Raw genomic sequence first — 23,381 nt, 5'->3', positions numbered from 1 at the left:
GATAAGGGGACGAAACAGAATATGAATCATTTAGGAGGTTTTTGTTAGTGTCAAAAAAGAAGACAGAGAATATTAGCGTCTTTGCGCTTGGAGGCGTAGGCGAAATCGGGAAGAACATGTACGTCGTGGAACTAGACGACGACATCTTCGTCATCGATGCCGGTCTAATGTTTCCAGGCGATGAGATGCTCGGGATTGATATCGTCATCCCAGACATCACATACTTAAAAGAAAATAAAGATCGTGTACGGGCGATTTTCATCACCCATGGTCACGAAGACCATATCGGTGGACTTAGCTACGTCTTACGCGACTTGAAGCACGTTCCAGTATACGGGACGAAATTGACCCTCGGGTTGATTGAATTGAAATTAAAAGAGGCCGGTTTGTTGAAAGAAGTCGACCTTCGCATGATTGATGCCAAAACGAAATTGACTATCGCTGATCATTTCATCACGTTTTTCCGCGTCAATCACTCGATTCCCGACTGTGTCGGCGTCTGTATTCAAACGTCTCAAGGTGCGATCGTCCATACCGGAGATTTCAAGTTTGATTACACGCCTGTCGATGGTAAACAATCCGACTTCAATAAATTAGCGGCAATCGGACAACGTGGCGTACTTGCGCTTCTTTCCGATTCGACGAACGCCGAGCGACCGGGGCAAACCGGTTCAGAGTCAATCGTCGGAGCTGAATTGAACGATGTCATTTATCAAGCGGAAGGTCGGGTTATCGTGGCATCATTCGCCTCGAACGTCCATCGCTTGCAACAAGTATTCGCAGCAGCGGAAGCGAATGATCGTAAAGTCGCGGTCGTTGGTCGTAGCATGGTCAACATCGTCGAAGTTGCACAGAAACTAAACTACTTACGTTTCAAGGCGAAGACACTCGTCGAGTTGTCGCAAGTAAACCGTCTACCGGATAATAAAGTCGTCATTTTAACGACAGGTTCGCAAGGAGAGCCGATGGCGGCATTGACTCGTATGGCTCGTAATGCCCACAAGCAAGTCAACATTCGATTGAATGACACGGTCGTCATCGCGGCGACACCGATTCCAGGGAATGAGAAGTCTGTTTCTAAAACGATTGATTTGTTGTTCCGTTCAGGTGCGAACGTCATTTACAACCAACGTAAAGTGCACGTATCTGGACACGGATCGGCAGAAGAATTGAAGCTGATGCTCAACCTCGTTAAACCGAAGTACTTCTTACCGATTCACGGGGAATACCGCATGCAGATGGCACACTCGAAACTCGCTGAACAAGTGGGTGTCAAACCGAACAATATCTTCATCGTTGAAAAAGGTGACGTCGTCGAGTTCACGGGTCGAAAAGCCCGCATGAGCCGAAAAGTTCCTGCAGGAAATGTCTTGATTGACGGAATCGGCGTCGGGGACGTTGGAAACATCGTCTTACGGGACCGTCGATTGTTGTCACAAGATGGAGTTGTTCTCTGCGTGGTCACGTTGAATCGGAAACAGAAGAAATTGATTTCAGGACCTGAACTCATCTCACGTGGTTTCGTATATATGCGTGAATCGGAGGAGATGATTTCAGAGGCAAACCGTATTGTCACGAAACAGATTGAAAAGAGTCTGCAGGCTGGCAGTGATTGGACCGAATTGAAATCAAATATCCGCGAGCGACTGAGCGTCTTCTTATTCGAGCAGACGAAACGTCGTCCGATGATCTTGCCGATCATCATGGAGATTTAATGGAATGAGAGTGAGGCAAAAGTCATCTGACTTTTGCCTTCTTTTTTTAGGAGGAACTGATGTGGCTCAAAAAACAAGAAAGACTCCCGTAAAGCGAAAGCGGCCAGCGACGCGAAATACGAGGAACCGTAAAAAACAACCGATTGCGCCACGTACATATGGGTGGGGCATCTTTGTCCTCGCCATCGTCGCATTCGTATTTGCCTTATTTGATTTAGGGTGGATCGGACAACAGTTGTCCGATTTATCTGTCTATCTTTTCGGAGGATGGGGTGCGCTCACTTACTTGATGATGGCAGTCTTGTTATGGATCGTACTCACTCCGATGAAGCCGATGCGACGAGCGGGACTATTCGCAATGCTCGCCTCGTTCTTACTATTTGGAGACTTACTTTGGGGAGAGGCGAGGGGTGGCATCAATGGCACTCTTTATAACTTGAACCAATATTTATTCTCTGACTTCGGGATTGTCTTCTTAGGAATCGTCTGCTTCCTTGTCGGTGTCTCGCTCTATGCCCCGACGATTTGGGGGACGCTCTATCATCGAATGCAGGAATCCGTCACGGCCGTCAGAAAAGAATGGCAAGCCAGACCGAAAGTGGAAAAGCAGCTAGAGACGAAACGAACGCGCAAAACGTCACCTCGTCCAAAACAAGAGGAAACGCAGCCGGACGCGGAAGTAGAGTCAGATGTGGTCACGATGCAAGACATTCCAATCGTCGGGTTTAGTGAGAAAGTCGTAGCAGAAAAAAGAGAGACGGAAGATCAACCTCGTACGGATTCTTCGGAAGTCGATTCCACAATCACGACCGAGGAGATGATGATGACTGCGGCCCAAGATGTCTCGGATACATACGAGCTTCCGCCATTCTCGAATTTGAAAGAGCCCGTCATTACGGATTTGTCTGGTGAGAATGCACGATTGAAAGAAAATGCATCCAAACTTGTAAAGACGCTTAAGTCATTCGGGGTCGGTGTCAAAGTGTTAAAGATTCACCTTGGTCCAACCGTCACAAAATATGAACTACAACCGGATATCGGTGTGAAAGTCAGTCGCATCACCTCATTAAGTGATGATTTGGCATTGGCGCTCGCTGCAAAAGATATTCGGATTGAAGCTCCGATTCCGGGTAAAGCCGCTATTGGTATTGAAGTGCCGAACCAGGAGGTCGCACCGGTATGCTTACGTGAAGTACTGGAAGCGGAGCCGGTGAAACAAGATGACTCGAAGTTACTCGTCGCACTCGGTCGGAGTATCAGTGGCGAGACGGTTGGGATCTCTCTCAATAAAATGCCGCATTTGCTTGTTGCAGGATCGACAGGATCAGGTAAATCTGTCTGTATCAACGGCATGATCGTGTCACTCTTGATGCGTTCTCGTCCGGATGAGGTCCGACTCATGATGATTGATCCGAAGATGGTCGAGTTGAACGTCTATAACGGAGTGCCACACCTGTTGACACCGGTCGTCACGGATCCGAAAAAAGCCGCCCAGGCACTGAAGCAGGTCGTCGCAGAAATGGAACGGCGGTATGAACTGTTTAGTCGATATGGAGTTCGCAATATCGAAGGTTACAATGAACTCGTCGATCAGTCGGATGACGAGGATGCGAAACGTTTACCGTTCATCGTCGTAATCGTCGATGAATTAGCGGATTTGATGATGGTGGCATCAAATGATGTCGAAGATGCCATCATGCGACTTGCACAAATGGCACGTGCTGCGGGTATTCATATGGTCCTCGCGACACAGCGCCCATCTGTCGACGTCATCACAGGAGTCATCAAGGCGAACATTCCGTCCCGCATCGCCTTTGCCGTCTCTTCTCAAACCGATTCAAGGACCATCCTTGATGGTGGCGGGGCGGAAAAGTTGCTTGGACGCGGTGACATGTTGATGCTTGCAAACGGAATGAACAAGCCGGTCCGTGTACAAGGTGCATTCGTCTCCGATCAAGAAGTCGAGACGGTCGTCAATCATGTCATCGCGCAACAACGTGCGCAATATGTGGAAGCGATGATGCCAAAAGAAGAGGAAGTGACGACGATTGATTCGGATGATTCATTGTTCGGAGAAGTCGTGCAATTCGTCATGACACAAGAAACGGCATCAACTTCGATGATTCAACGCAGATTCCGAATCGGGTATAATCGTGCCGCCCGTTTGATTGACTCACTTGAGGAAGCCGGGTATGTCGGTCCATCGGAAGGTTCGAAACCGAGGAAAGTACTCATTCAAGAGCAAACAGAATAATAATAAAAAACGAATGATTATATATCAGTATATATAATCGTTCGTTTTTTAATGCAATTTATACAATATAGAAATATTCGCTCTATCCTTAGATGTTCGCTATAATATAAATGTAATATAGCACATATGTCCTATATACTGAATTAGTACATACTTTTAAAAACTACTGAAACGCTTACATTTTTTAATAACGTTTACATTTTACAAAAGTTTTTCAATGGGGATGAAAATGAGTAAATTGGACTCAAAGGTACGGTTCGGCATGTTCCGAAAAAATATTTCCTTGATTCCGAACAAAAACTATTGCGTTCTAATTCTCGAATCCCTATACTTAATATTGGCAAGGACATTCATACGTCAGATGTCTGAGCACTGGTAAGTAAATTAAAGGTGGTGAGGCCAATGTCGATTAAGCTCGATCATCGATTGCTCTATCTTCGAGTGATTGAGAAAATTAAGCAAGATATCGACGCTGGTGTCTATCGTGAAGGGGAGAAGTTACCTTCAGAATTTGAACTTTCGAAGCAACTTGGAGTCAGTCGAGCGACACTTCGCGAAGCGCTCCGGATTCTCGAAGATGAGAAATTTGTCGTGCGAAAGCATGGGGTAGGAACATTTATCAGTTCTAAACCGCCATTCACGTCAGGAATTGAGGAATTGTTCAGTGTCACTGACATGATCACACGAGCAAAGATGACACCAGGAACGAAAGTATTGGTGGCCGAGAAAGTGTTGGCAACAGAGAGAGAAGCCGAGCGTCTCAAGATTGAGCCGAACTCACCGATTTATCGAATTGTACGAATTCGATATGCGGACGACACACCGGTTGTGTATTGTGTCGATAAAGTGCCGGCCCATCTCGTCTCGAATCCTGAGGCATTGACTGAAGGGAAATCTCTGTTTGATTCTCTCGAAAAAGAGGTAGGACGTCGAGTCGCTTATGCGATCACGCACATCGAACCGAGTGTCAGCGCTGAAATCTCGTCACAACTTCAGACGGACCAACCGTTACTCGCTTTAAAACAATTGCATTATGATGAGAGTGATTTACCATTACTCGATTCGGCCAACTTTTTCCGTGCTGATCGATTCGACTTCCATGTCGTACGTAAACGAGTTTAAACGAGCAGTTTCTGGACGGAAGAGTTATTTTTGGGTAATAGCGTGAAAGCGCTTTCTTATACCGGTGTAAAGACTACTGATAACATGACAACAAAAATTGTTATGAACCGAAAGGGGAAACACGACGATGATGAACAAAAAGAAAACGATTCTCTCAGCTTTAGCAGCAGGACTCACACTCTCTACAGTACTCGCAGCATGCGGTGGAGATGACAACGAAGGCTCATCTTCAAACGGTGAAGGCGGAGAAGGTAGCGACTTCAAAGTTGCAATGGTCACGGATACTGGTGGTGTTGATGACAAGTCATTCAACCAATCAGCTTGGGAAGGTTTGAAAAAGTTTGGTGAAGAAAATAGCTTAACTGAAAACGAAGGATACAAATATCTTCAATCAGCAAAACAAGCAGACTATCAGCCTAACTTGCAACAATTGGCACGTGATCAATTTGATTTGATCTACGGAATCGGTTTCTTGATGGCAGAGGATATTGGAAAAGTTGCAGAACAATTCCCTGATAACAACTTTGCAATCGTTGACTCGGTTGTAGATGCACCGAACGTTGCTTCAATCACGTTTAAGGAACAAGAAGGTTCATTCCTCGTAGGTGTAGTAGCTGGTCTTACAACGACGACTGATAAAGTTGGTTTCATCGGTGGAGTAGAATCAGACTTAATCAAGAAGTTTGAAAATGGATTTAAAGCTGGTGTAATGGCTGTAAACCCTGATGCGACAATCGACGTAAAATATGCTGAAGACTTCAACTCAGCTGAAAAAGGAACTGCAATTGCGTCAGGTATGTATGGATCAGGATCTGATATCATCTATCACGCAGCTGGTGGTACAGGTGTAGGTGTATTCACTGAAGCGAAAAACCGTAAGAAAAACGGTGAAGAAGTTTGGGTCATCGGGGTTGACCGTGACCAGTACGAAGAAGGTCTTCCAGAGAACGTTACTCTTACGTCAATGGTTAAACGTGTAGATACAGCGACACTCGAAGTGTCGAAAATGGCAATGGACGGTAAGTTCCCAGCTGGTGAAGTGGTTGAATTCTCACTTAAAGATGAAGGTGTAGGAATCGCACCAACTTCTGAAGAAAACGTTGCTGCAGACGTGCTCACTAAAGTTGATGAGTATCGTCAACAAATCATCGATGGTGATGTTGTTGCACCAGCAACTGACGCTGAGTTCGAAGAGTTCATGAAAAACGTAAAATAATTCATTTGAGTATAGGGGGGACCCACGTGGTCTCCCTTTACTTAAAGTTAGGGGTGAACTTCCTTGGAATATGTAATTGAAATGCTAAATATTCGCAAAGAGTTCGGTACGTTCGTCGCGAACGACAATATCACACTCCAATTGCGTAAAGGTGAAATCCATGCGCTTTTAGGAGAAAACGGGGCCGGGAAATCAACGCTCATGAACGTGTTATTTGGTCTCTATCAGCCTGAAGGTGGAGAGATTCGCGTACACGGAAAGAAAGTGGATATTGAAAATCCGAACATCGCCAACGAACTTGGAATTGGAATGGTCCACCAACACTTTATGTTGGTTGAAAAATTCACAGTCACTGAAAACATCATTCTGGGTCTTGAACCGAAGAGTGGGGTCACAATTGATCGCGCCACAGCTCGGAAGAAGGTCATGGACATTTCAGAGCAATACGGACTTAAAATCGATCCTGATGCGAAGATTGAAGATATTTCAGTCGGCATGCAACAACGTGTTGAAATCTTGAAGACGCTCTATCGTGGAGCAGATATTCTGATTTTTGATGAACCGACGGCAGTGTTGACACCACAAGAGATTCAAGAACTTATCCAAATTATGAAACGTCTGATTGCTGAAGGTAAGTCGATCATCTTGATTACGCACAAGCTGAAGGAAATCATGCAAGTTGCGGACCGCTGTACTGTCATTCGTCGTGGACGCTACATTGGAACGGTCGAGGTCGACGAGACGGTAAATGAAGACAGTTTAGCTGAAATGATGGTTGGTCGCGAAGTAAACTTTGATGCAGAATATTCGAAAGCCGATCCACAACAAGTCGTTCTCGACGTTCAAAACCTCGTCGTCAAAGATGGTCGCGGTTTGAAAGTCGTTGAAGGATTGGATTTACAGATTCGTGCTGGAGAAGTACTTGGAATTGCCGGAATTGACGGGAATGGTCAGACGGAGTTGATTGAAGCCATTTCAGGTTTGAAAAAGCCGGAGTCTGGTAAAGTGTTGCTCAACGGAAAAGATGTCACAGGACACACGCCGCGTAAGATGACCGAGGCAGGGATCGGACACATCCCGCAAGATCGTCATAAACACGGACTTGTTCTTGACTACTCGATTCGTGACAACATGGTACTTCAAACGTACTATAAAGAACCGTTCTCGAAACGAGGTCTCATGAACTATAAAGCTGTGGCTGAGAAGGCGAAGGCGTTGATTGAGAAGTTTGACGTCCGAACTCCATCAATTGATGTTCCAGCGCGTGCTCTCTCGGGAGGGAACCAACAGAAAGCAATCATTGCACGTGAAGTCGATCGCTCACCAGACTTACTCATCGCCGCTCAACCGACTCGTGGTCTCGACGTAGGTGCGATTGAATTTATTCACGAGCAGCTTATTAAAGAACGTGAAAAAGGACGCGCCGTCTTACTCATCTCGTTTGAACTTGATGAGATTTTACACGTATCCGACCGTATCGCTGTTCTCTACGAAGGAAAAATTGTAGGGATTCGTGATCCGAAAGAGACGACGGAGCAAGAGCTAGGCTTCTTGATGGCCGGCGGTAAGAGAGGGGACGAAACAGAATGAAAAAATTAAGTTTAAACCAACTTCTCATTCCATTCCTATCCATCATTTTAGGACTACTCGTCGGGGCTATCGTCATGTTGATTGGTGGGTACGACCCGGTTCAAGGGTTTATCTCGTTATTTGAAGGAATGTTTGGTAGTCCGTATGCCGTCGGTGAAACATTACGTGCTGCAGCCCCGCTCATCTTCTCGGGTCTTGCGGTTGCATTCGCCTTCCGTACAGGACTATTCAACATCGGGGTAGAAGGACAAGTGTTGATCGGCTGGGTCGCAGCCGTTTATGTAGGGATTAACTTCGACTTACCGATGTTCATCCATTTACCGCTCGCGCTCCTCGCGGCAATGGTCGCAGCTGCGATTTGGGCGTTCGTTCCTGGATTCTTGAAAGCGAAGTTTTACGTGCATGAAGTCATCACGTCAATCATGATGAACTATATCGCGCTATACACGACGAACGCGATATTGCGTAGCGTTATCGGCGTAACGAACGAGCGTACAGAGTCAATCAACGACTCGGCGTCTCTCGCCTCGCCATGGCTCCAAGAGTTGACGACGTATTCACGTCTTCACTGGGGTGTGCTTGTCGCAGTACTTGCGGCAATCGTGTACTACTATATCCTTCAACGTACGACACTCGGTTATGAGTTACGTGCCGTCGGATTCAACAAACATGCATCACAATACGCAGGGATGAGCGTCAACCGTAACATCGTCCTATCGTTCGTCATCTCTGGTATGTTCGCCGGTCTCGCTGGTGCGATGGAAGGTCTCGGAACATTCGGCAGTATGACCCTCTCGGCATCGTTCACTGGTGTCGGATTTGACGGGATTGCCGTCGCCCTTCTTGGTGCGAACACTGCGATCGGAGTCATTTTAGCAGCGATTCTCTTCGCAGGGTTGAACATCGGTGGATTGGCAATGCAGCTCGGTGCGAACGTACCATCTGAGCTCGTCAAAGTCATCATCGCAGCCATCGTCATCTTTGTAGCGTCTGGATATGCGATCAACTATGTCGTTGAGAAACTTAAAGGAAATCGTAAGAAAGGAGTGGAGAAAAAATGAACTTCTTAGAAGTCCTTTATATCGTCGTACCGGTTGCGCTTGCCTATGCGACTCCACTCATTATCGCAGCACTTGGTGGAATCTTCAGTGAACGTTCTGGTGTCGTCAACATCGCCCTTGAAGGAATCATGGTCATCGGTGCCGCGACAGGAATCATCACGACGCTCACCTTGACTGATTTAGGTGTTGGTGCCTCTAGCCCATGGATTGCCTTGCTTGTCGCTATGGTCGTCGGCGCGTTGTTCTCCCTCTTCTTGGCCGTTCCTGCCATCCTTTGGCGTGCGGATCAGACGGTTCTCGGGGTGGCGATCAACATGCTCGCTATCGGTCTCGCCATCTTCGTCGTACGTGTTCTTTACAACAAAGGACAGACCGACTTTATCGAGTACCGGATCGCGAAAGAAAATGTACCCTTTTTATCTGATATTCCCGTGTTGAAGATGTTCTTTATCAACGTCCAATACACGTCGTTCGTTGCGATCGCCTTGGCGTTCGTTGTCTGGTTCGTCATCTTCAAGACGCCGTTTGGACTTCGTCTTCGTTCGGTCGGAGAACATCCGATGGCGGCTGATACGATGGGAATCAACGTCACGAAAATGCGCTTCATGGGCGTCATGCTGTCTGGTGCGTTTGGTGGTCTTGCCGGAGCGGTTTATGCTGTGACGGTCACGACGAACTTCAGCGGAACGACCATCGTTGGTCAAGGGTTCTTGGCGATTGCCGCAATGATTTTCGGTAAATGGAATCCGCTCGGTGCGCTTGGTGCCGGATTGTTCTTTGGATTCGCTCAAGCCCTCTCGATCATCGGAAGCAACTTGCCGGTCATCAATAACGTGCCGCAACTCTTGCTCTTGATTGCACCATACGCCCTCACGATTCTCGCTCTCGCTGGACTCGTTGGTCGTGCGGATGCGCCGAAGTCAGTCGGTATCCCATATATTAAAGGGAAACGTTAATTCGAGATAGGACATATGTCCATTTCGTCTAGGTTGTTTGGTGCTTAAGCCAAACAACCTTTTTTGATATACTTGTCTAGAGATGTCATGATTAGACTCGGTTACATGCGAAAACACAAAAAAGACATATCAGTCACAGGACCGATATGTCTTTCACGATTATTCGAATTTTAAAGCGTCGCCGTCAAACGACTCGTCCGCTACTTTGATCGAGTCTGTCGGACAACCCTCGAATGCATCCATCATGTCTTCGTATAGCTCATCTGGGATTTCAACAGTACCTGTGTTGTCATCCATCAAGTTGAACGCAAGACCTTCATCATCATAATCGTAAATATCTGGTGCTGCCGCACCGCAAGCTCCGCATGCGATACATGTATCTTTATCGACGATTGTAAATTTTGCCATGATAATAACCCTCCAAACGGTTCGTTTCTCTTAGAAATCATTCTACTGACTATGAGTAATTGTAGTCTACATACCCAATTATTTCAATGAGGAAACGAGCGTCTTTTTGGTAGGATAATGATTTTTTTAAGGAAGTGACGATTTGGTTCATTTAGCGGATGGAGTTCTTCTGCTGGCCATTAAACGATTAAATGGAGAACGGAGTGAGCGAAGTCTCTACCATGTCCTGAATGGGAAGCGCTCGGCCACGACGCTACAGGACGCATTTTTTTATGACTTAGAGCCTCTTTTTGGACAGTTTCCACAAACGACTTATTCGTATGAATCTGTCCTGAAACAACTTGAGAAACGAGGATGGCTCGACCGTAAACGATTCAGATTGACAGAGGCGGGAGAAATGCTGGCTTCACCAGAATCGGTCGAGCAACTATTCAATCGGTTGGGCGGGGAACGCCGTGATTTTAACGCGACCACGTGGAAACGCTTGAGTTTGTTCGTGCAGACGTTCATGTCAAAAGAACATGCCCGGACATTCTATCCGGTACAAGCCGATCGTCCAGCAGAGCAATGGGTCAAGCAGTTGTTACATCTTGATCGGGATTGGAAAGCGCTCATGCGAACGTTTCATCAAGAGATTGAACAAGCACTTGAACAAATCGGGGACCCGTATGCGACGGCCGTCGTCTATCGATTCACAGGAGCGTTTGAGACGGGTCTGACGTACGAACAAATCGCCAGCCTGCTTCATGTTGATGCCGAGACGGCTCGTTTGTATTTTTTGGCCGGATGGAACGAACTGTTAATGGTCTTGCCGGATGATGCCAAACTACGGGGATTTACGTACGGCTTATCGACGGACCGGATGACCTATTCAGCACGTGAGTCATATGAGTTGTTCTTAAAGGGATACACGTTCCAACAGGTTCAAGCGAAACGGCGTTTACGTACGAGTACGATTGAAGACCATGTCGTCGAGATGGCGATGTATTTAGAAGTCTTCCCGCTCGAACAATTTGTACCGATGGAGGATGTGGTCACGATTGAAGAGTTGCGGCATCCGGATAGCTGGGCGTTGAAACCGGTATTTGAGAAAATGGGACGTGTCAGTTATTTTCAAATTCGACTTGTCTTCGCCAGACTGAAACGAGGTGAGAGTTTTGTATGAAGCGACATTAAAACGAGTGTTCGGGTATGAATCGTTTCGCCCTGGACAACACGACATCATACATGCCGTGATCGAAGGGCAGGATGTATTGGCCGTCATGCCGACGGGGGCGGGAAAATCGCTGACGTTCCAACTTCCTTCTTATATTAAAAATCAAGGGCTCACGGTGATTGTCTCGCCATTACTCTCACTCATTGAGGACCAGATGCTGCATATACGAGAACGGGGAGAGCGTGGTGTCGCTCGTTTGACGTCGATGGAATCGGCTGAAGAGAAGCAGGACATCATCAACCATTTGAAACGTTACCGTTTTTTATATCTTTCACCTGAACAATTGGCCGTTCCTTATGTGACGCGTGCTCTGGCGAATGTGAAAATTCAAATGCTCGTCATTGACGAGGCGCACTGTATCTCACAATGGGGGCATGAGTTCCGTCCTGAGTATGCGCGTTTAGGTGAGTTGCGAAAACAGATTGGGAGTCCTCAGTGTATGGCGGTCACGGCGACGGCGCCAGAAGGCGTGAAACAGGACATCATTGAAAAGCTGGCACTGTTCTCACCTGAACAATTCGTCCACTCTGCCAATCGTCCGGAAATCCGATTGTTGGTTGAACGGTTGGAAAAAGAGAAGAAACTTGAGCGATTGAAAGAGTTGATTCAAGAGATTCCCAAACCTGCAGTCGTTTACACGGCGACCCGTCGCGAGGCAGAGGCGTTAGCCTTTGAGCTAGAGGATGCATTGTTTTACCATGGAGGCATGTCTACGGAAGACAGGCGACTCGTGCAGTCCCAGTTTTTACGGGACGAAGTGTCGGTCATGGTATGCACGAGTGCGTTCGGGATGGGTGTGAACAAAGACAACGTCCGTTCTGTCGTTCATTTTCAGTTGCCGGCAACAGTCGAGGCATACATGCAGGAAATCGGACGAGCGGGGCGTGACGGACAACCCGCATTCGCGGTCCTTCTATATGCCGATGGTGACGAACGCATCCAGCAATTTTTAATCGACGGACAGTACCCGAAAGACGAGGACATGCGACTAGCCTATTTTGAACGTGAGAACGGGACGTCGTTCGCGCAACTACCAAGGTTGTTACGCATGAATGAAGAAGACCCGAAGTTTCTCCTGCTGAAGCAATTGTTGACAGAACGTTCGCTTCAAGAAGCACTCGATTGGGTAAAGGAAAGAAAGCGTGATCGGTATCGTCAACTCGGACAGATGATGGATTATGCCCTCATCCGGACATGCCGACGCGATTACTTGCTTCGTTATTTTTCCGAACAAACGGTCGACCAAGAAGAATGCTGTGATGTTTGTGGGCCGATTCCGTTCCCGGATACACCGCAAATCGTCCGAAAAAATGTGACAGAATGGAAAATTCGGTTGACGCAAATCTTTTCCTTTGAATAATATCATAGTAAAATGATAAAAAAGGTAAAGGAGGGCATACGTTGCGACATCGGAATCAGGCGGATTCTTTACGCGAGCAATTGGCGGACACGTTGCCGTCTCGAGCTGAGAGGCAAGAGGGCGAACGGAAGAGGAAGTTAAATGATAACTGGATGAAGCGCCCGTTGGCGATGACATTAACCTTCGCCATGCTAGCGATTATTCTCATTTTCATATATATCGGGCGACACGCCATATTTTAAACTAGGTGCGAACAGAGTTCGCATCTTTTTTTATTCTTAAAAAATTCTCGATTGCACAATAAAAGGGGTAAACCTCTTGCGTTGAGGATATACTTATATCATAAGAACGAGTAAGAGAGGAGGGCGGAGATGCCGAAATACTCCATCAAGACCGTGGCGACCTTGACAGGCGTCAATCCGACGACCATTCGCGCTTGGGAACGTCGCTATCAGTTTATCGTGCCGAGCCGAACGGAATCCGGTCACCGCCTGTATTCAGATCAGGATGTTGAAAAAATCAAATGGGTCGTGAACAAGCAGAAAGAAGGGCTTTCTGTCTCACAAGCCATTCAACAACTTCATCAAGCGCCTGAACCAGAACCGACAACGGCCAAACTATATGATGAAGAATTGAAAGACGGGCTGCTCCATGCGTTGCTCTCATTTGATGAACGGACAGCTCATGATTTGATCAATCGTGCGTTTAATACGTTCAGTTTTGAAAAAGTGACGAAGGATGTGATTGGGCCACTGCTCATGGAAATCGGTTCACGATGGGAGAATGGCTCGATTACTATTGCCCACGAGCATTTCGCCACGGCATTTTTACGAGCGCGACTTTCGACGCTGTCCCTTCAGATGCCGATGAACCCCTTCCTGCCACGTATCACTTGTGTCTGTGCACCTGGGGAGATGCATGAGATCGGATTATTGTTTGTCACGCTCTATTTGCGTCAACATGGATACGACGTCATCTTTTTGGGAGCGGGTTTCCCGAAAGAAGATTTGAGTAAAGCGTTACATGATATCGACACGTCTTGTCTCATCTTCGCATGTACGTTGACTGAGCATATTCCGAACTTGTTAGAGGCGATGGATTATATTCAAAACGAGCATCCTGACTTAAAAATTGGTACAGGTGGATATGCGGTCAGCCTGGAGAGAGGTCGATTCAATGGGTCATTTCTTGGCGACACTCCTGAAGAGTGGACAAAATGGTTATCAACTATTTGACACGGGATGAAAACGGGAGTAGCTTATTATTAGGATTGACTATTCACTGGAGGTTTTCGATTGAGATTTGAAAAACAAACAAAAGAACATCTTCGTGTATATGTGACTGCGAATGAGCTCTCGTTACGTGGAATCGCCATCGATACGATCGTGGGGGAAAACGGTCAGCAGCTGTGGAAAGAACTTCTTGAAACAGCAGAAAGTGAGTACGGATTTTCACCGCAAGGAGCGGTTGATTTGAATGTGACAATGTTTCCTCGCGATGGACTCGTCATCGATGTTCAAAAAGGTGAAGCGATTGCTGAGCTCGATGTCGAACAGGTCGAGATTCGATTGACGATTGACGTGATCCATCATTTGATTTATCAGTTCGATGACATTGAAGATGTGATCAACGCCTCGATTCGTCTGTTCCCGCATATACATGAAACCGAGCAGGGTGGGACGCTTTATCATTACAACGGTCGTTACTATCTTCACTTCGTTGAAGTGCTTCCTTCGCAGGTAGAAGAACGACTCGCGGCCATTTTGTCCGAGTACGGCAAGACGACTACGGTCAGCCCGTACGTTATGATGGAATACGGAAAGACGATTCAAACTGAACAAGCCGTGAAAGAGCTGTACGATGCATTCGCATGAGTACGGCTTTTTTTACTTTTCTGTTCCTATTGTTTTTAGGATGTCCGTGTTATGATTAGACTTGAATTTTCAGTAGTTAGTTGAAGGAGAGATTGGAATGAAAGTCGCTGTTTTATATGGTGGAGTGTCAGGAGAACGAGAGGTATCCCTCACGAGCGGGCAAGGAATGATAGAAGCGTTGACGGAACGTGGTCATGAGGTCACGTCCATTGACTTTCATCCGGAACGTGCAAACGAGTTATTAACGATGGACGTCGATGTCGTCGTCAGTGCGTTGCACGGGAAGTATGGTGAAGATGGTCGTGTGCAATCGTTATTAGAAATGGCTGGGATTCCTTACACGGGATCAGGTGTCTTGGCATCTGCACTGGCGATGGACAAGGCGAGAGCGAAGATCATCTTCGCGGCATCCGGGATCCGCGTCGCGCGTGACGTCTTAATCGAGTCACGGGAATCGATCGATGCAAAAGTCGCTGAGTGGGGGATGGAATTCCCATGTGTCGTCAAACCAGCGCAGGAAGGATCGTCGAACGGTCTGACGATTGCCATGAACGAAGCGATGTTACGTGAAGGAATTGAAAAGGCGTTTGCTTGTGATTCAGCGGTACTTGTTGAACAGTACATCAAAGGGAAAGAGCTGACAGTTCCCGTCATCGGGAACTTCGGGAAAGAAGAGGCTCTTCCTGTCATTGAAATCATTCCAAAAAATGAATTTTACGACTATGAATCGAAGTATACGGAAGGTGGTTCGATTCATGTCTGTCCGGCTGAAATCTCGGACGATTTGACATCAGAGGTTCAACAGGCGGCAGTCCTGGCGCATCGCGCGCTCGGTTGTTCAGGATATTCGCGCTCTGACTTCCTCGTTTCAGAAGAAGGCAAAGCCTACATTTTAGAGACGAATACGCTACCGGGCATGACGCCGCTTAGCCTGTTTCCGGATAGTGCAAAGACAGTCGGAATCTCGTACGGTGAGCTATTGGAACGCTTTATCGAGCTCGCAATTGAGCGCGTAGCGAAGTAAGACATCTGGATCACGTCATCCATCGAGAAAACGCTTTCATTATTTTTGAAAAGCCCTTTCAAATTGAACGCGTATCAGCTATACTTTTAAACGAATACGAGGTTAATTCTTGGGGGAGAATTGACAATTTAGGGGAGGAAACCTTCATGATTACGGATCAAGAAAAAGGTCATCAAAAACGAAAAAACATCTTGGAATCGACACAAGAGGTAATTCACGAAGCTTTAGATAAACTCGGCTATCCAGATGAGATGTACGAGTTATTAAAAGAACCGCTTCGCATGCTGACCGTTCGGATCCCTGTTCGCATGGACGATGGCTCAACGAAGATCTTCACAGGCTATCGCGCTCAACACAATGATGCGGTCGGACCGACTAAAGGGGGAATTCGGTTCCACCCGAGCGTAACGGAGGTAGAAGTCAAAGCATTATCAGTATGGATGAGTTTAAAAGCTGGAATCGTCGACTTGCCTTACGGTGGTGGGAAAGGCGGAATCGTCTGTGACCCACGCGAGATGAGTTTCCGTGAAATCGAACGTTTAAGTCGCGGATACGTCCGGGCCATCAGTCAAATTGTTGGACCTACAAAAGATATCCCGGCTCCGGACGTGTTCACAAACTCACAAATCATGGCATGGATGATGGATGAATACAGTCGCATCGATGAATTCAACTCACCTGGATTCATTACAGGAAAACCGCTCGTTCTTGGTGGATCGCATGGTCGTGAGACAGCGACGGCAAAAGGCGTGGCCATCATGATTCGTGAAGCGGCACTCCGTCGCGGAATCGAATTGAAAGGTGCACGGGTCGTCGTCCAAGGATTCGGAAACGCGGGAAGTTTCCTTTCTAAATTCATGTACGATGCAGGGGCGAAAGTCATTGCAGTCAGTGACGCGTATGGAGCCATCCATGATGAGAACGGTCTCGACATCCCTTACTTGTTAGATCGTCGCGATTCATTCGGTACGATTTCGACATTGTTTAAAAATACGATTTCAAACAAAGAAATGTTAGAGCTCGATTGTGATATTTTGGTTCCGGCTGCGATCGAGAACCAAATTACAGAAGACAATGCGGATGCGATCAAAGCATCGATCGTGGTCGAGGCGGCCAACGGTCCGACGACGAACGAAGCAACGAAAATTTTGACTGAACGTGGAATTCTCCTCGTGCCTGACGTGTTGGCGTCAAGTGGTGGGGTTACGGTGTCATACTTCGAATGGGTACAAAACAACCAAGGTTACTATTGGACGGAAGAAGAAGTTGAGGAGAAACTTGAAAAAGTACTCGTTCACTCGTTCAATACGGTATACAATACATCTTCAGCCCGTAAAGTCGATATGCGTCTCGCCGCCTACATGGTCGGTGTACGCAAAATGGCGGAAGCCTCACGTTTCCGTGGGTGGGTCTAATCAAAAAAGTTCGGTCAACTTGAGTTGACCGAACTTTTTTATACATTAATACGATTTGCGATCGCATCGGCAATCGCCTTGCCGTGGAATCTACCGTTTTCAATGAAGATTTTGTTCGCATCGTTTCCGGCTGCGACCACGCCGGCGATGAAGAGGTGTTCGACATTTGTTTCGTACGTGTCCTCATCGTACGTTGGGACACCACTCTCTTCATTGATCGCAATGCCTGCACTTTCGAACAGGTGGTGGTCGGGCTGATAACCGGTCATCGCGAAGACATGATCTGCATAGACATGCTTCTCTTCACCGTGTTGACGGTAGTAAACCCCATCATCGGTGATGCGTTCGATTGTCGCCTCAAACTCCATTCGAACTTTCTCATGACGGACGAGTGAATCGAAGTTTGGGAGGACCCATGGTTTGACGGAAGGGCTATACGAATCCCCTCGATAGAGCACCGTCACATAGGCACCGGCCTTTTCGAGTTCGATTGCCGCATCGACAGCGGAGTTTTTCCCACCGATGATCGTGACGTGTTGTCGATAATAAGGATGTGCCTCGTTGAAATAGTGATGGACGTGCGGCAACGTTTCGCCAGGCACGTCAAGTAGACGAGGTCGTCCATAATAGCCTGTTGCCAAAATCACATAGTCCGCTTCCCGAACGGTTTCACCACGTCGTTCATGTCTAGATGTCACAACGAACCGGTCATTCTTTTTATCGACCGACTCGACCGTTTCGAATGGGTGGACGTTTAAGCCAGTACGTGTGACGACTTCTCGATAATAGACGAGTGCATCTTGACGACGTGGCTTCAAATCCTTACATATGAACGGAATGTCTCCGATTTCGAGCAGGCTCGCAGACGAGAAGAACGTTTGATGCGTCGGATACCGATAGATGGCGTCGACGATGTTCCCACGCTCAATCACTGTACAAGAGACTCCAATCTTCTCCAGTTCGATGGCGGCCGAGAGGCCACATGGCCCGGCACCTACAATAATTGCTTGTTTGTTCACTGAATATCACCTCTTTGCTCATTGTAGGGAAGGGGGCGCAGTTGCGCAAGGTTATTGCTGGAAGCTAAAGCTATGTTCCATGACTGACTGGGATGAGCCGGACTCGAGTTCGACGAGGAGTCGTAAACGAGCTTTTTGTGAATTCAATCCGTTTGAAAAAATGACACCCATCTCCTTCAGTTGTTTGCCACCCCCGTCGTAACCGTAAACATCTTGAACGATTCCGTTGAAGCAACGGCTGACGATCACGACGGGAATCTCTTTGACTAAATGTTCGAGTGCGGATAAGAGGGACGGTGGAACATTCCCTTGTCCTAACACCTCGAGGACGAGTCCGTCGTATCCAAGCGTGATTACAGATTCGAGTAAATCCGGTTCCATGCCTGCGACGACTTTCAATACGGCTACACGTTTTGAAATGGACGAAATCATTTTCGGCTGTCTCGTCGCCGGTTGGCTATAGATGAGTACGTGGTCCTTTGTGACCATACCCACGTTACCGAAGTGTACAGACTTGAATGTGTCGACTGAAGATGTGTGCGTTTTAGTCACGTTAAATGCCGAATGGATCTCACCGTTGAAGACGACGAGCACACCTTTTCCACGAGCCGCTTCGCTCTTGGCGACGCGAAGCGCTGTGATTAAATTAAATTCCCCGTCCGAACCGACCTCGTTCGAGGACCGCATCGCACCTGTCAACACGATTGGGACAGGCGCACCGAGCGTGATTTGTAAGAAGTAAGCCGTCTCTTCTAATGTATCGGTACCGTGCGTGATGACGACCCCGTCATACGTGTCTTGTGTCAGTTCACGTTGGATGAACTGTGCCAATTCAAGCATCTTCTCTGGAGTCATGTGAGGTGACGGGATATTTGAAAAGTGCTTTGTTGTAATGTGAGCAATATCCGTCGCTTTCGGAAGGGTGGCGTCGATTGGATTGACATCGCTCGGTTCGACGTGTCCTGTGCCGGATTGTGACATGGCGATAGTACCGCCGGTGTGGATCAGTAATAAATGATTCATAAGTGTCCTCCTAATTATTTTTATGAAGATTTCCATTTTCTAGGCGTTCTCTACTTTTTCTTTCAGACAATTCAGTGTATGCTAGGGAGAGAAAGGAGAGATGCATCATGATCGCAATCGCCTTGTCTGCGGTTGCACCTGGGCTCGCCCTTCTTTCCTACTTCTATCTACGCCATGAGTTGGAGGCGGAACCGCTCGGATATGTGATTCGTTCTTTCGTGGCCGGAGCCGTTCTCGTGTTCCCGATCATGTTTATCCAATATGCGTTCGTTGAAGAGGGAGTGCTTACTAGACCGTTTTGGCAGGCGTATGTCGCCACTGCCCTGCTTGAAGAGTTTTTTAAATGGTTTATGATTTATTATACAATATATATACATAAAGTCTTTGATGATTACTACGACGGGATTCTCTACGCGGTCGCCTGCTCATTAGGCTTTGCGACTTTAGAGAATTTTTTATACTTATGGGTGTACGATTCATTAGAAATTGCGATTTGGCGAGCGATCCTGCCTGTGAGCGGTCACGCTTTGTTCGCTGTCGTGATGGGGTACTGTTTGGGGCGAGCGAAGCATTCGGCACGCGAACGGCTCTGGCTGTTCATGGCAATCTTTTCTGCGACGGTCATCCATGGAACGTTTGATTTTATTTTGATACTCGAACCGAATCAAAAGCTTCCTGCCGTGCTTTATATCGTCATTTTATGGACCGTGGCACTTTTACTCGTGCGAGCGGCCAACTTGTCCAATCGTCGACAATTTAAATAAAGGGGAAGAGTCAGTATGTTAAAAGAAGGTCAAGAATTGAGAATCGAAGTGGAAGGGCGTGCAGAGGGGAAAACGAAGATTGCAGCAATAACCGATCAAGTCGTATGGATTGAGTCACCGAGTGACATGACGACGCTCAAAACATTTTTTTTACATGAAGAGGAGGCCATGCGGGTCTTTTTCTTCCAAGGAGACAATCAGCTGTTCGCATTCGACACGAAAGTCGTGAAGCGGATCAGCGATGCCCAAATGACATTACGCTATGCGTTCAATTTGCCAGACGAGAAAAAAATCAAACGGATTCAGCGTCGTGAATATTTACGTGTTCCAGAAATGATTGAAGTGACCGTTCTTGCAGCCGATGGGGAAAGTTTCGAATCGTTCGAAACGACATCTCTTGACATATCTGCTGGGGGGATGAAAATCATCGCCAACCGCGCTCCAATCGAAGTAGATGAGTCCCTGATTGTCGTGTTTCGAATTGAGGATGAGCATGGCTCGCCCCAGAACTTCCGTCTTAAGAGCCGCCTTGTTCGCGTACATAAGCAGGAAGTGAAGCAAGAACTCTCTTTGGCATTCGAAGATTTGACCCCTCGTGACCAAGAGACGATTTTGCGATACTGCTTCCGTGTTCAGCTTGAAGCGCGAAAGCGGACAGGGTCTGTATTTTCTTCAAGATAAAAAACTGTTATGATGTTCTCGGGATTATTGACCGAGAGGAGGAGGGTATCGGGAACACTCGATACCCGTTTTGTATGAAAAAATCATTACAAATTGCTTTAGATGGACCGGCGGGTGCCGGGAAAAGTACGATTGCCAAGTCGCTTGCGAAACAATTAGGGTATGTGTACATCGATACCGGTGCAATCTATCGGGCCGTGACGTATCGCGCCTTGAATGAAGGGATTGCGCTCGAGGACGGACCTGCACTTGCTCAGATGATCGAGAACATGTCACTTCGTCTCGTCCCGTCTGAAGAGGGACAACGCGTTTTTGACGGAGAGGAAGAGGTGACATCTGTCATTCGCTCAAGCGAAGTGACGAATAACGTCAGTTTCGTCGCACGTCAACCTGAAGTGCGTGATGCTTTGATGGACCTTCAACGTGATTTGGCTAAAGAAGGCGGTGTCGTCATGGACGGCCGTGATATCGGGACACATGTCTTGCCAAATGCCGACTTAAAAGTGTTCATGACCGCTTCGGTCGAAGAACGTGCCCGTCGTCGCCATGAAGAAAATGTCTCGAAAGGCATCCCGAGCGACTATGAACAACTGATCGAAGAGATTGCGCTTCGTGACAAACGCGATTCGGAACGTGAGGTGGCACCTTTACGTCAAGCAGAGGATGCCCATTTCCTCGATACGACGACGTTATCCATTGACGGAGTGGTTCAAGCGATTGAACGATTAATTGAAGAGGTGAAAGCATGAGTAAGCCATTGAACAATGGACCGTTCGGCATGTATCGATTAGCGAGAGCTGTCGTGAACGTCATTCAACGAGCATCGTTTCGGGTCGAATTCATCGGACGGGAGAACGTTCCGATGGACGGGTCGATTCTCGTCTGTTCGAACCATCAGTCAAATTGGGATCCGGTATTACTCGCCTGTGCGATTCCAAAGCAGCGTCCCCTTCGCTTTTTTGCGAAGAAAGAACTTTTTAGTGTCCCGGTACTGAAGCACATCTTGAATCGGGCGGGTCAAATTCCAGTATCTCGTGGAGAAGGTGACCGACAAGCGCTTCGTGTCGTGCTTCAAAAGTTGAAAGAGGATGAAGTCATCTCTATATTTCCTGAAGGAACGCGTTCGAAAGACGGTACGCTCGGGAAAGCGCAAGCCGGTGTCGGATTCTTCGCGATGCGTTCGGATGCGCACATTTTACCGATCGCCATCATTGGAAAGTATAAGTTTCGCGCAAAACTCCGTGTCGTCATCGGGAAGCCGATCGACTTGTCAGAACTGAAAGCACGCAAGGCGAGTGCACAAGAAGCGGCCGACTTGATCATGGATACGATTGCCGACCTCTACTTGAAGCACTCATTCACGAAGTGAAAAACGGATTGTGGAATTGAGGTTTAAACTTCTTTCAATAGAGGTACAATCTTCATAACGCCTTGACAAATTCTCGGAATTATAAGAGATTTATACTAGGTGTAAGCGCCTTTGGCGCTCCTTTTTGTACTCATCGTGAGGGGGTAGTGTTGGAATGGTCGAAGAAATGAAAGATATGCCTGATTTTGAAATTAATCGTGGTCAAATTGTGACCGGAACAGTCGTCAAAATCGAGGATAAGCAAGCGCTGATCGATATCGGTTATAAGACCGAAGCGATTTTGCCAATTAGCGAAGTATCAAGCATGCATCTAGACGATTTAAACGAATCACTCCAAGTGAACGACGAGATTCGTGTCAAAGTGAAAAAGGTCACGGACGAAGAAGTAGTCGTTTCGAAAAAAGACGTCGATGCCGAAGCAGCATGGGATCGGATCGTTGAAAAATTCGAATCGGGTGAAGTGTTTGAAGTGATGGTGAAAGATAAGGTCAAAGGTGGTCTTGTCGTCGATATTGGAATCCGTGGATTTATCCCTGCATCCCTTGTCGAAAGTCACTTCGTCGAAGACTTCTCGTCATACTTGAATAACCCAATTACCGTAAAAGTCGTCGAGATTGACCGCGAAAAAAACCGCGTCATCTTGTCACATAAAGCAGTTGTCGAAGAAGAGATGAGCGCGAAGAAATCGGAAACGCTCGAATCGCTTGAAGTCGGACAAGTAATTGAAGGAACGGTCCAACGATTGACTGATTTTGGTGCGTTCGTCGATATCGGTGGCGTGGACGGTCTCGTTCACATCTCGGAAATGGCCCATAGCCGTGTGGAGAAGCCGAGCGACGTCGTAACTGAAGGCGACCGCGTGAAAGTGAAAGTACTCGGGCTCGACTTAGATAATGAAAAAGTAAAACTTTCCATCAAAGAGACACAACCTGGTCCATGGGAAACCATCGAAGGGAAGATCCAACCGGGGGATGTCATCGAAGGAACCGTCAAACGCCTCGTGACGTTTGGTGCGTTCGTCGAGGTCGCACCACAAGTGGAAGGTTTGCTTCACATCTCGCAAATTGCGAACCGTCACATCGCGACGCCGTCTGAAGTCTTGTCAGAAGGCCAAGAAGTGAAGGTGAAAGTGCTAGATGTTCATCTCGATGATAAGAAAATCTCATTGTCGATGCGTGCGCTCGAATCATCTGAACCGACTCGTCAAGATGATGATCAAGCGTTGCTTGATGAATATAGCGACCAAGGAGGATTCTCTGTCTCGGAATTGACAGGTGATGATTCTTCGGACGACTCTAAATAAGATGATCGTTC

General features: G+C 47.3%; 22 protein-coding genes. 19 read left to right on the top strand and 3 right to left on the bottom strand.

Annotated features, from left to right (window positions below; all coding sequences use genetic code 11):
- The first annotated feature begins 47 nt into the window (after positions 1-47).
- The 7 genes from KNO72_RS01640 to KNO72_RS01610 all read left to right on the top strand — a co-directional run bounded on the left by KNO72_RS01640 (position 48) and on the right by KNO72_RS01610 (position 9,914).
- Positions 48-1,715 (top strand): ribonuclease J, encoded by a 1,668-nt coding sequence (locus KNO72_RS01640; protein ID WP_015881439.1) that lies wholly within the window; start codon positions 48-50, stop codon positions 1,713-1,715.
- A 61-nt stretch (positions 1,716-1,776) separates the two neighbouring features.
- Complete coding sequence (locus tag KNO72_RS01635) at positions 1,777-3,969, top strand: FtsK/SpoIIIE family DNA translocase (RefSeq protein WP_214684463.1); 2,193 nt, start codon at positions 1,777-1,779, stop codon at positions 3,967-3,969.
- 402 nt (positions 3,970-4,371) lie between these two features.
- Positions 4,372-5,091: a GntR family transcriptional regulator gene (locus KNO72_RS01630; RefSeq protein ID WP_078146731.1), complete on the top strand. Its 720-nt coding sequence runs from the start codon at positions 4,372-4,374 to the stop codon at positions 5,089-5,091.
- Positions 5,092-5,221: 130 nt separating this feature from the next.
- Positions 5,222-6,307, top strand: coding sequence for a BMP family lipoprotein (locus KNO72_RS01625; protein ID WP_078147920.1), 1,086 nt, complete (start codon positions 5,222-5,224; stop codon positions 6,305-6,307).
- Between the two features lie 63 nt (positions 6,308-6,370).
- Positions 6,371-7,897: an ABC transporter ATP-binding protein gene (locus KNO72_RS01620; RefSeq protein ID WP_078146732.1), complete on the top strand. Its 1,527-nt coding sequence runs from the start codon at positions 6,371-6,373 to the stop codon at positions 7,895-7,897.
- Positions 7,894-8,958 (top strand): ABC transporter permease, encoded by a 1,065-nt coding sequence (locus KNO72_RS01615; RefSeq protein WP_047795404.1) that lies wholly within the window; start codon positions 7,894-7,896, stop codon positions 8,956-8,958. Before KNO72_RS01620 ends, KNO72_RS01615 begins: the two co-directional genes overlap by 4 nt.
- A complete protein-coding gene (locus KNO72_RS01610; protein ID WP_015881445.1) occupies positions 8,955-9,914 on the top strand; it encodes an ABC transporter permease in 960 nt (319 codons plus the stop codon). Before KNO72_RS01615 ends, KNO72_RS01610 begins: the two co-directional genes overlap by 4 nt.
- Before the next feature lie 159 nt (positions 9,915-10,073).
- Here the strand turns inward: KNO72_RS01610 and KNO72_RS01605 are convergent, their stop codons facing one another.
- The gene (locus tag KNO72_RS01605; RefSeq protein WP_015881446.1) at positions 10,074-10,322 is read right to left on the bottom strand and encodes a ferredoxin; all 249 of its coding nucleotides are present in this window, start codon (positions 10,320-10,322) and stop codon (positions 10,074-10,076) included.
- A gap of 142 nt (positions 10,323-10,464) precedes the next feature.
- On the opposite strand from KNO72_RS01605, the gene KNO72_RS01600 reads away from it, so the two are divergent.
- From KNO72_RS01600 to KNO72_RS01570, 7 genes are all read left to right on the top strand, one after another.
- Positions 10,465-11,487: a YpbB family protein gene (locus KNO72_RS01600; RefSeq protein ID WP_015881447.1), complete on the top strand. Its 1,023-nt coding sequence runs from the start codon at positions 10,465-10,467 to the stop codon at positions 11,485-11,487.
- The gene (locus KNO72_RS01595) at positions 11,471-12,898 is read left to right on the top strand and encodes a RecQ family ATP-dependent DNA helicase (RefSeq protein WP_240499808.1); all 1,428 of its coding nucleotides are present in this window, start codon (positions 11,471-11,473) and stop codon (positions 12,896-12,898) included. The genes KNO72_RS01600 and KNO72_RS01595 overlap by 17 nt, the downstream gene beginning before the upstream one ends.
- Positions 12,899-12,939: 41 nt before the next feature.
- The gene (locus KNO72_RS01590; protein ID WP_015881449.1) at positions 12,940-13,140 is read left to right on the top strand and encodes a hypothetical protein; all 201 of its coding nucleotides are present in this window, start codon (positions 12,940-12,942) and stop codon (positions 13,138-13,140) included.
- 129 nt (positions 13,141-13,269) lie between these two features.
- Positions 13,270-14,133 carry a MerR family transcriptional regulator gene (locus KNO72_RS01585; RefSeq protein ID WP_078146734.1) on the top strand — a complete coding sequence of 288 codons (864 nt, stop codon included), beginning with the start codon at positions 13,270-13,272 and terminating at the stop codon, positions 14,131-14,133.
- A 60-nt stretch (positions 14,134-14,193) separates the two neighbouring features.
- Positions 14,194-14,772, top strand: a complete 579-nt coding sequence (locus KNO72_RS01580; protein WP_015881451.1) for an adaptor protein MecA — start codon at positions 14,194-14,196, stop codon at positions 14,770-14,772.
- A gap of 97 nt (positions 14,773-14,869) precedes the next feature.
- Positions 14,870-15,796 (top strand): D-alanine--D-alanine ligase, encoded by a 927-nt coding sequence (locus tag KNO72_RS01575; protein ID WP_214757099.1) that lies wholly within the window; start codon positions 14,870-14,872, stop codon positions 15,794-15,796.
- Between the two features lie 146 nt (positions 15,797-15,942).
- Complete coding sequence (locus KNO72_RS01570) at positions 15,943-17,211, top strand: Glu/Leu/Phe/Val family dehydrogenase (RefSeq protein WP_015881453.1); 1,269 nt, start codon at positions 15,943-15,945, stop codon at positions 17,209-17,211.
- 38 nt (positions 17,212-17,249) lie between these two features.
- On the opposite strand, the gene KNO72_RS01565 is transcribed toward KNO72_RS01570, so the two are convergent.
- Both KNO72_RS01565 and KNO72_RS01560 read right to left on the bottom strand, forming a co-directional pair.
- Positions 17,250-18,230, bottom strand: a complete 981-nt coding sequence (locus KNO72_RS01565; protein ID WP_214731024.1) for a YpdA family putative bacillithiol disulfide reductase — start codon at positions 18,228-18,230, stop codon at positions 17,250-17,252.
- A 51-nt stretch (positions 18,231-18,281) separates the two neighbouring features.
- Positions 18,282-19,253: an asparaginase gene (locus KNO72_RS01560; RefSeq protein WP_015881455.1), complete on the bottom strand. Its 972-nt coding sequence runs from the start codon at positions 19,251-19,253 to the stop codon at positions 18,282-18,284.
- 107 nt (positions 19,254-19,360) lie between these two features.
- Here KNO72_RS01560 and prsW point away from each other — a divergent pair, with 107 nt between their 5' ends.
- The 5 genes from prsW (at position 19,361) to rpsA (ending at position 23,370) form a co-directional block, all read left to right on the top strand.
- On the top strand, positions 19,361-20,017 hold the full coding sequence (gene prsW / locus KNO72_RS01555; RefSeq protein ID WP_214757098.1) for a glutamic-type intramembrane protease PrsW: 657 nt from the start codon (positions 19,361-19,363) through the stop codon (positions 20,015-20,017).
- 15 nt (positions 20,018-20,032) lie between these two features.
- Positions 20,033-20,698, top strand: a complete 666-nt coding sequence (locus KNO72_RS01550; RefSeq protein ID WP_078146738.1) for a flagellar brake protein — start codon at positions 20,033-20,035, stop codon at positions 20,696-20,698.
- A 74-nt stretch (positions 20,699-20,772) separates the two neighbouring features.
- Positions 20,773-21,447, top strand: coding sequence for a (d)CMP kinase (cmk, locus tag KNO72_RS01545; protein ID WP_031421747.1), 675 nt, complete (start codon positions 20,773-20,775; stop codon positions 21,445-21,447).
- Positions 21,444-22,067, top strand: a complete 624-nt coding sequence (locus KNO72_RS01540) for a lysophospholipid acyltransferase family protein (RefSeq protein ID WP_015881459.1) — start codon at positions 21,444-21,446, stop codon at positions 22,065-22,067. The genes cmk and KNO72_RS01540 overlap by 4 nt, the downstream gene beginning before the upstream one ends.
- A 154-nt stretch (positions 22,068-22,221) precedes the next feature.
- Complete coding sequence (gene rpsA / locus KNO72_RS01535; RefSeq protein ID WP_015881460.1) at positions 22,222-23,370, top strand: 30S ribosomal protein S1; 1,149 nt, start codon at positions 22,222-22,224, stop codon at positions 23,368-23,370.
- Positions 23,371-23,381 lie beyond the last annotated feature (11 nt).

Origin of the sequence: Exiguobacterium sp. s123 (genome assembly GCF_018617075.1) — a bacterium.
Classification (GTDB): domain Bacteria; phylum Bacillota; class Bacilli; order Exiguobacteriales; family Exiguobacteriaceae; genus Exiguobacterium; species Exiguobacterium profundum.
This window is presented reverse-complemented; position numbering and strand designations above follow the sequence as displayed.

Coding starts and splice junctions, on each gene's coding strand:
- KNO72_RS01560 (WP_015881455.1), bottom strand. CDS start 19,253: ATGAATCATTTATTACTGATCCACACCGGCGGTACTATCGCCATGTCA.
- prsW (WP_214757098.1), top strand. CDS start 19,361: ATGATCGCAATCGCCTTGTCTGCGGTTGCACCTGGGCTCGCCCTTCTT.
- rpsA (WP_015881460.1), top strand. CDS start 22,222: ATGGTCGAAGAAATGAAAGATATGCCTGATTTTGAAATTAATCGTGGT.
- KNO72_RS01610 (WP_015881445.1), top strand. CDS start 8,955: ATGAACTTCTTAGAAGTCCTTTATATCGTCGTACCGGTTGCGCTTGCC.
- KNO72_RS01570 (WP_015881453.1), top strand. CDS start 15,943: ATGATTACGGATCAAGAAAAAGGTCATCAAAAACGAAAAAACATCTTG.
- KNO72_RS01550 (WP_078146738.1), top strand. CDS start 20,033: ATGTTAAAAGAAGGTCAAGAATTGAGAATCGAAGTGGAAGGGCGTGCA.
- cmk (WP_031421747.1), top strand. CDS start 20,773: ATGAAAAAATCATTACAAATTGCTTTAGATGGACCGGCGGGTGCCGGG.
- KNO72_RS01575 (WP_214757099.1), top strand. CDS start 14,870: ATGAAAGTCGCTGTTTTATATGGTGGAGTGTCAGGAGAACGAGAGGTA.
- KNO72_RS01625 (WP_078147920.1), top strand. CDS start 5,222: ATGAACAAAAAGAAAACGATTCTCTCAGCTTTAGCAGCAGGACTCACA.
- KNO72_RS01615 (WP_047795404.1), top strand. CDS start 7,894: ATGAAAAAATTAAGTTTAAACCAACTTCTCATTCCATTCCTATCCATC.
- KNO72_RS01630 (WP_078146731.1), top strand. CDS start 4,372: ATGTCGATTAAGCTCGATCATCGATTGCTCTATCTTCGAGTGATTGAG.
- KNO72_RS01605 (WP_015881446.1), bottom strand. CDS start 10,322: ATGGCAAAATTTACAATCGTCGATAAAGATACATGTATCGCATGCGGA.
- KNO72_RS01585 (WP_078146734.1), top strand. CDS start 13,270: ATGCCGAAATACTCCATCAAGACCGTGGCGACCTTGACAGGCGTCAAT.
- KNO72_RS01540 (WP_015881459.1), top strand. CDS start 21,444: ATGAGTAAGCCATTGAACAATGGACCGTTCGGCATGTATCGATTAGCG.